General features: G+C 56.1%; 5 protein-coding genes. 4 read left to right on the forward strand and 1 reads right to left on the reverse strand.

The genetic code is table 11. The annotated features are described in order from the left end of the window. Positions 1-182: 182 nt before the first annotated feature. The 3 genes from ABIL25_10785 (at position 183) to ABIL25_10795 (ending at position 2,299) form a co-directional block, all read left to right on the forward strand. Complete coding sequence (locus ABIL25_10785) at positions 183-1,160, forward strand: sugar ABC transporter permease (protein MEO0082752.1); 978 nt, start codon at positions 183-185, stop codon at positions 1,158-1,160. 114 nt (positions 1,161-1,274) lie between these two features. After that, entirely contained in the window at positions 1,275-2,099 is an 825-nt protein-coding gene (locus ABIL25_10790) for a carbohydrate ABC transporter permease (protein ID MEO0082753.1), read from the forward strand. Further along, positions 2,096-2,299: a hypothetical protein gene (locus ABIL25_10795; GenBank protein ID MEO0082754.1), complete on the forward strand. Its 204-nt coding sequence runs from the start codon at positions 2,096-2,098 to the stop codon at positions 2,297-2,299. Before ABIL25_10790 ends, ABIL25_10795 begins: the two co-directional genes overlap by 4 nt. Before the next feature lie 357 nt (positions 2,300-2,656). Here ABIL25_10795 and ABIL25_10800 read toward each other — a convergent pair whose 3' ends face one another. Beyond that, positions 2,657-3,016, reverse strand: a complete 360-nt coding sequence (locus ABIL25_10800) for a 4-fold beta flower protein (protein ID MEO0082755.1) — start codon at positions 3,014-3,016, stop codon at positions 2,657-2,659. 364 nt (positions 3,017-3,380) lie between these two features. Here ABIL25_10800 and ABIL25_10805 point away from each other — a divergent pair, with 364 nt between their 5' ends. Then, positions 3,381-4,871, forward strand: coding sequence for a hypothetical protein (locus tag ABIL25_10805; protein MEO0082756.1), 1,491 nt, complete (start codon positions 3,381-3,383; stop codon positions 4,869-4,871). Positions 4,872-5,221: the final 350 nt, after the last annotated feature.

Here is a 5,221-nt window from a genome sequence, read left to right on the forward strand (position 1 = left end):
GCCGCAGGTAGACCAGGGTGTTCTCCTGTTGCCTGCGCTCGACCTTGACGAGTTGCTGGCGCTACGGGTATCATATGAAACGCGCAAGCGTCAGGCAGGGGGTCACGATGTGCCTTGGCCGGCCCCCGGGGACCTACTCCAACATTGACTGCGCTCGGCTGGGACAATATACTCGTTGGGAGATGACGTATGGCGTCTCCCGTTTGTCTTCTCGTTCTCATCTGAGGGAGACGCTTTCTGCTTACTTCTATCTTCTCCCCGCAGTTCTGGTACTTGCCGTATTTCGTATTCTGCCGATTGTTCTATCGGTTCGGGTCAGCCTGTACGATTGGGGCATGGCCGGCGCTCGTGCTTTCGTCGGTTTTGGTAACTACCTTGCCGTGCTTCAGGACCCGGTATTCTGGAAGTCGCTATTGAACACTGGCTGGTACATGGCGCTTGAGGTTCCGGCCACTCTTGTGCTATCACTTGTCATCGCCGTCCTGCTCAATCAGAAAATCAGAGCCCTTGGTGTGTATCGAACAATCTACTATTTGCCGGTAGTGACCTCGATTGTTGCAGTGTCGGTTGTCTGGCGTTGGATTCTGCATCCTGACCGGGGGCTTTTGAATTACGTTCTGTCCTGGGTCGGTTTGCACGGCCTGAGATGGTTGCAGGACCCTCGTGGCCTCATCCAGCTTGTCGTTGGCGATACTACAAATCAGCTGCCGTATGCTTTACGCGGTCCATCGGTCGCGCTGTGTTCGTTGGTTATGATGGGTGTATGGAAGGGTCTCGGGTATAACATCGTGATTTTCCTGGCCGGGCTTCAGAATATCCCAGGCACGTACTACGAAGCAGCTCGGATTGACGGTGCGACACGGTTCCGACTGTTTCGCAGCATCACATGGCCGTTGATTTCGCCTACAACCTACTACGTGCTTATCATGAGTTCGATTGTTGCGTTTGAGGCTTTTGCCCAGGTCTGGATAATGACCGGTCCACCGGCCGGCGGACCGTTGTCCACAACCAAGGTGGTGATGTACTACTTCTACGAGAACTCGTTTGAGCTCTGGCGCCTAGGCTATGGCGCTTCCATCGCCTTCTTTGCGTTTCTAATCATCCTGGGTCTGACTATCTTCCAGCGCACTGTCTTGGAGCGCAGGGTACACTATGGATGATAGCGTCAGCCGTGGTCGATCTCGATGTTCGCTCAGGGCGAAAGAAGTGGAGAATAGGCTTCGGGAGATAAGACAACAAGATAGTCATTGGAAGTTCCTGTGGCGGAGTGATCAATGCACAGACTGGGTCTGAACAAACTGCCGATACATCTCCTACTTATCCTTGGAAGTGTCGCAATGGTTCTGCCTTTTTTCTGGATGGTCTCTACTTCGCTCAAGACTCCGCTCGAGGCGTTGCGGTTTCCTCCCACCTGGTTTCCTTCGTCTCCGCAGTTTCAGAACTACGTCGAGGTGTTCCGCCAGATTCCGCTCTGGCGCTACATGGGTAATACCTTGCTTGTCACCTTCGCCACGCTTGCCGGAGTGCTTGTCACTGGTCTGTTTGCGGCCTATGCCTTTGCGCGTTTCCGTTTCTTCGGTCGGGAAGTGCTGTTCATGGTCTTTCTGGCCTTGATGATGATACCTCTGCCAGTGTACCTGGTTCCATCCTACATGATACTGTTTAGGCTCGGCTGGATTGACACATACTTAGCGATGATTGTGCCCTGGGTCGTGAACATCTTTGGCATTTTTCTGCTGCGACAGCACTTTCGGCAACTGCCTCAGGACCTGTTTGATGCGGCCCGGATAGATGGCTGCTCGCGGTTCTCTACGCTATTCCATGTCGTTATCCCGCTGTCTAAGGCGCCACTTGTGACTATCGCCGTGTTCAATGTCATCGGTTCTTGGAACTCGTTTTTCTGGCCTTTGATCGTTACGCACTCCGATACCATCCGTCCGCTTCAAGTTGGTCTTGCCTACTTTTCTCGCGAACAGTCCACGAACTACACGTTGCTCATGGCCGCGACCACAATGGCCATCGTGCCGCTGGTTCTCTTGTTCTTTGTTGCCCAAAAGCAGATAATTCAGTCTCAGGCCCGCAGCGGTCTCAAGGAGTGACTGGGGCGATTGACAGCCGCATCGGTATCACCGGAATCTGCGCCGATCCATCGAGCGAGCTTCACAGTATGCTCAGATGCTGGTCAGGCAACTCGCCAAACGTATTTGGTCCCACCGACCGTGGAGTGACCTGGTCGTTGAAGGTTACGTTCGACGCCCAGTGTTTCAATGCCGAGGGCTATGGCAACTGGGTGCGGTAGCCCTCGATTGCCGCACCGACTGATCCCGATGTGTTTGTCACACTGCTTACCCCGCGAAGTGGTAACTTGGATATCCGGTACCTGCTTTCCACCGATGCCGGTGTGAGCTGACCCGCGCTGGCCCGGTTCAACGACTCGACTGCTGGCGGTTAGTGCAAGGGCTGGGTTACGACCGAGCCTTTCGGTAGCCTAGACATGATCCGGTTTCTGGTTGAGTGCAAACTGGAGGAAAGCAACCCGGACCTTGTCCTTGAAGCCTGAAGCAACCGAGGCCGCCAGCCGTGAGTGCTCGCTCATGTGGTGGAGCCCCTACGAGAACTAAGGTGAAAAGATCTGGTACCCGGACTGGTGCTCGCGCTAGACCAAAAGGTTCTCGAGCCGCATGACGGACCACAGCGGTGGCAAGGCCGGGCATTCAAGGTCGGCCAAGTCGGTCGGAAGCTCAGGCGCAGGTAGGTTCCTATAGGGAACCGGCGGGATATCTACGAACGGCAGCTGGAGACCTTCAACCCGGGCGTCTTCAGCATAGCCAACGACCTTGCCCATCCGGTCGCGGACGACCATTCTGACGTAGAAACCACGGTGTTGCCTTTTTAGGTCGTATATCGTCTTGCCGACGAGGAAGCCTCTTGGCTTGCCAAGGAAGTCGTAGAAGACATTGCCGCACAGTCGGTAAACCGCCTTGCCATGGCGGCCGTAGATAGGAACTTCATCCATCGCAGTTTCCTTTGCAGTTCATCGCTAGCGACATCCGATGGCGTCCAAACGGTCAGCATCTTACATCTTCTGCTGTAGCGCTGTGCCGACCGAGCTTATGCCGTGGGTGTATTATGCGGCATGACCTTGTGCCTGTCAACCCGAGATTTTGTCGGACGGGCTAAGGCATCATTGCCGGGTTGGTTGACCACGTACTGGGTGCGTATTCATGCAAGTGTGAGCTGGTTGCCTTCGGTGTGCGCTTCTCTATTTGCGGGCGCTGCCACCAGCGGGATCCCTTCCACTCTGGTAAAGCTCTCCTGACCGTCCTGTTTTCCCCTTGCTGTCCTTGACAGACCTGGCCAGAGTGCTATCCTCAGCGCGCATGCGCTGCAGACGTAGTGCTGTGTTCTTTGCCTGTCTTGGCGTGCTTGCTCTAGCCGGATTTAGTTCGGTTTTGCTCATTACCAGTCGATTTGGTCCGGGGCTTTCTCCGGATTCGGCGTACTATCTGAGCGCGGCTCGTAGTTTTGCGGCCGGCCGTGGCATTGTTACTTTCGAGGGGGAGCCGATGGTCTCGTGGCCGCCGCTGTTCTCAGTGCTTCTGGCCACCGGTTCGATATTCGGCGCCGACCCGTTACCGTTTGCGCGATTTCTTAATGCTGCGACGTTCGGTACTGCCATCCTGCTGGGTGGTTTCTTGCTGGCACGAGCTCTGAGATCGCTCACCGTTGCCGTCGCTGCGGCTTTCGGTATTGCAGTCTCCCCGCTGCTGCCCGTGTCGCTCCGAGTCTGGAGCGAGCCGGTGTTCGCTGTACTGACGCTTGTACTCGCGGTGTGTCTCGCCCGGTTTCTTAGGTCCGGTGCGAGAGCTGCACTTGCTGCTTGCTGCGTCGTATCCGCGCTTACCTGCCTTCAACGGTACATTGGTGTGGCATTTATCCTCCCGGTGTTTGCGTTGATATCGTCCTTTCCGGCCACGATTCCCTGGCAGCGTAGGCTTCGGCGTGCCGGTTTATTCGTCTCATGTGCCCTAACTCCGCTTTGCGTCTGGGTTGCAAGGAACTATGTGCTGACCCAGACCCTGACCGGTTTGGGCCTGGGACGGAGTGTGAATCTAACCGCCTTCCTGTCTAACTTCGTTGCTCTCTTTTCCGGCGTTGCCGAAGTGTTGCTGCCAGTGATTCCTACTGCCTTCGGACTTTGGGTTCTGTTCCCAGTGCTGCTTGCCGCCGCGGCGTTCTCTTCCGTGCGCGACGTAGTACGGGAACCTGAGGCCAGGTCTGTGGTTCTGCTCACCGGGACCGGGTTGACATTAGGCTACCTTCTTAGTCTTGCTCTTCTCCTGACTCCAGATTACCACGACTCGATTTCGCGGCTTCTTACCCCAATCGCACCGTTGCTGCTGCTAGTTGTGGTAGTTTGTCTTGAACGCGGTGCGATTCGTCTGCTCCGCCGCTACCCAAAGCGCGCCGTATCCTTGGTTGTGTTCGTTATTGTCATTGTCGGGTTTTCCCTGCGCCTTGTGCATCTTATTCCGGCGTGCCGGGACTGGTATGACAACGGTAATGGCGTGTACGATGGAGTCGAGTGGCGCAACAGTCGTCTGCTCGACTGGCTCAGGGCGAACCCGCTCGAGGGCTCACTCTACTCGAACGACCCGGCTGCAATTTACCTCCTGACTGGCATGTCGGCACGGATGAGTCCGCGCCGAACACAAGACCCGTCAGCGTCGGGGATCAAACCCGGGGACAAGCTAGTCTGGTTTCGCCGCGTCAACCGGCCTTACCTATACACGGTTGAGGAGCTACGTCAGTTTCTTGTACTTGAGGAGATCGCCTTCGTTGGCGAAGGCGGCGTGCTTGAGTTCAGATAGCCTGACCGCTCGCAGCCGGTTCTAGTCTGTTCCAGTCCGGAGCTGGCGTCTTCTCGATAGCGACTCTTGCCGTTGCAGAGCAAGCCGGTCGAGCTCGCCCGGCCAGAAAAGCAGCCTCAGTGGCAGACTCCGCCAAGTCGTACCAATACTTCTGCGTACCTGCCGTTCTCTTTCACGGCGCTGGATGTCGGAATCGTGATGCTTCCTTTCACCCCTCACGTTCACCCCCAAATATTTTACCCGGAAATCAATTTCTGGTCAAACACTGTGTCGTGCCGGTAGGGCCGGCCAAGGCACATCGTGACCCCCTGCCTGACGCTTGCGCGTTTCATATGATACCCGTAGCGCCA

The organism is candidate division WOR-3 bacterium (assembly GCA_039801365.1).
GTDB lineage: Bacteria > Hydrothermota > Tepidihabitantia > Tepidihabitantales > Tepidihabitantaceae > JBDRUN01.

Coding starts and splice junctions, on each gene's coding strand:
- ABIL25_10785 (MEO0082752.1), top strand. CDS start 183: ATGACGTATGGCGTCTCCCGTTTGTCTTCTCGTTCTCATCTGAGGGAG.
- ABIL25_10790 (MEO0082753.1), top strand. CDS start 1,275: ATGCACAGACTGGGTCTGAACAAACTGCCGATACATCTCCTACTTATC.
- ABIL25_10800 (MEO0082755.1), bottom strand. CDS start 3,016: ATGGATGAAGTTCCTATCTACGGCCGCCATGGCAAGGCGGTTTACCGA.
- ABIL25_10805 (MEO0082756.1), top strand. CDS start 3,381: ATGCGCTGCAGACGTAGTGCTGTGTTCTTTGCCTGTCTTGGCGTGCTT.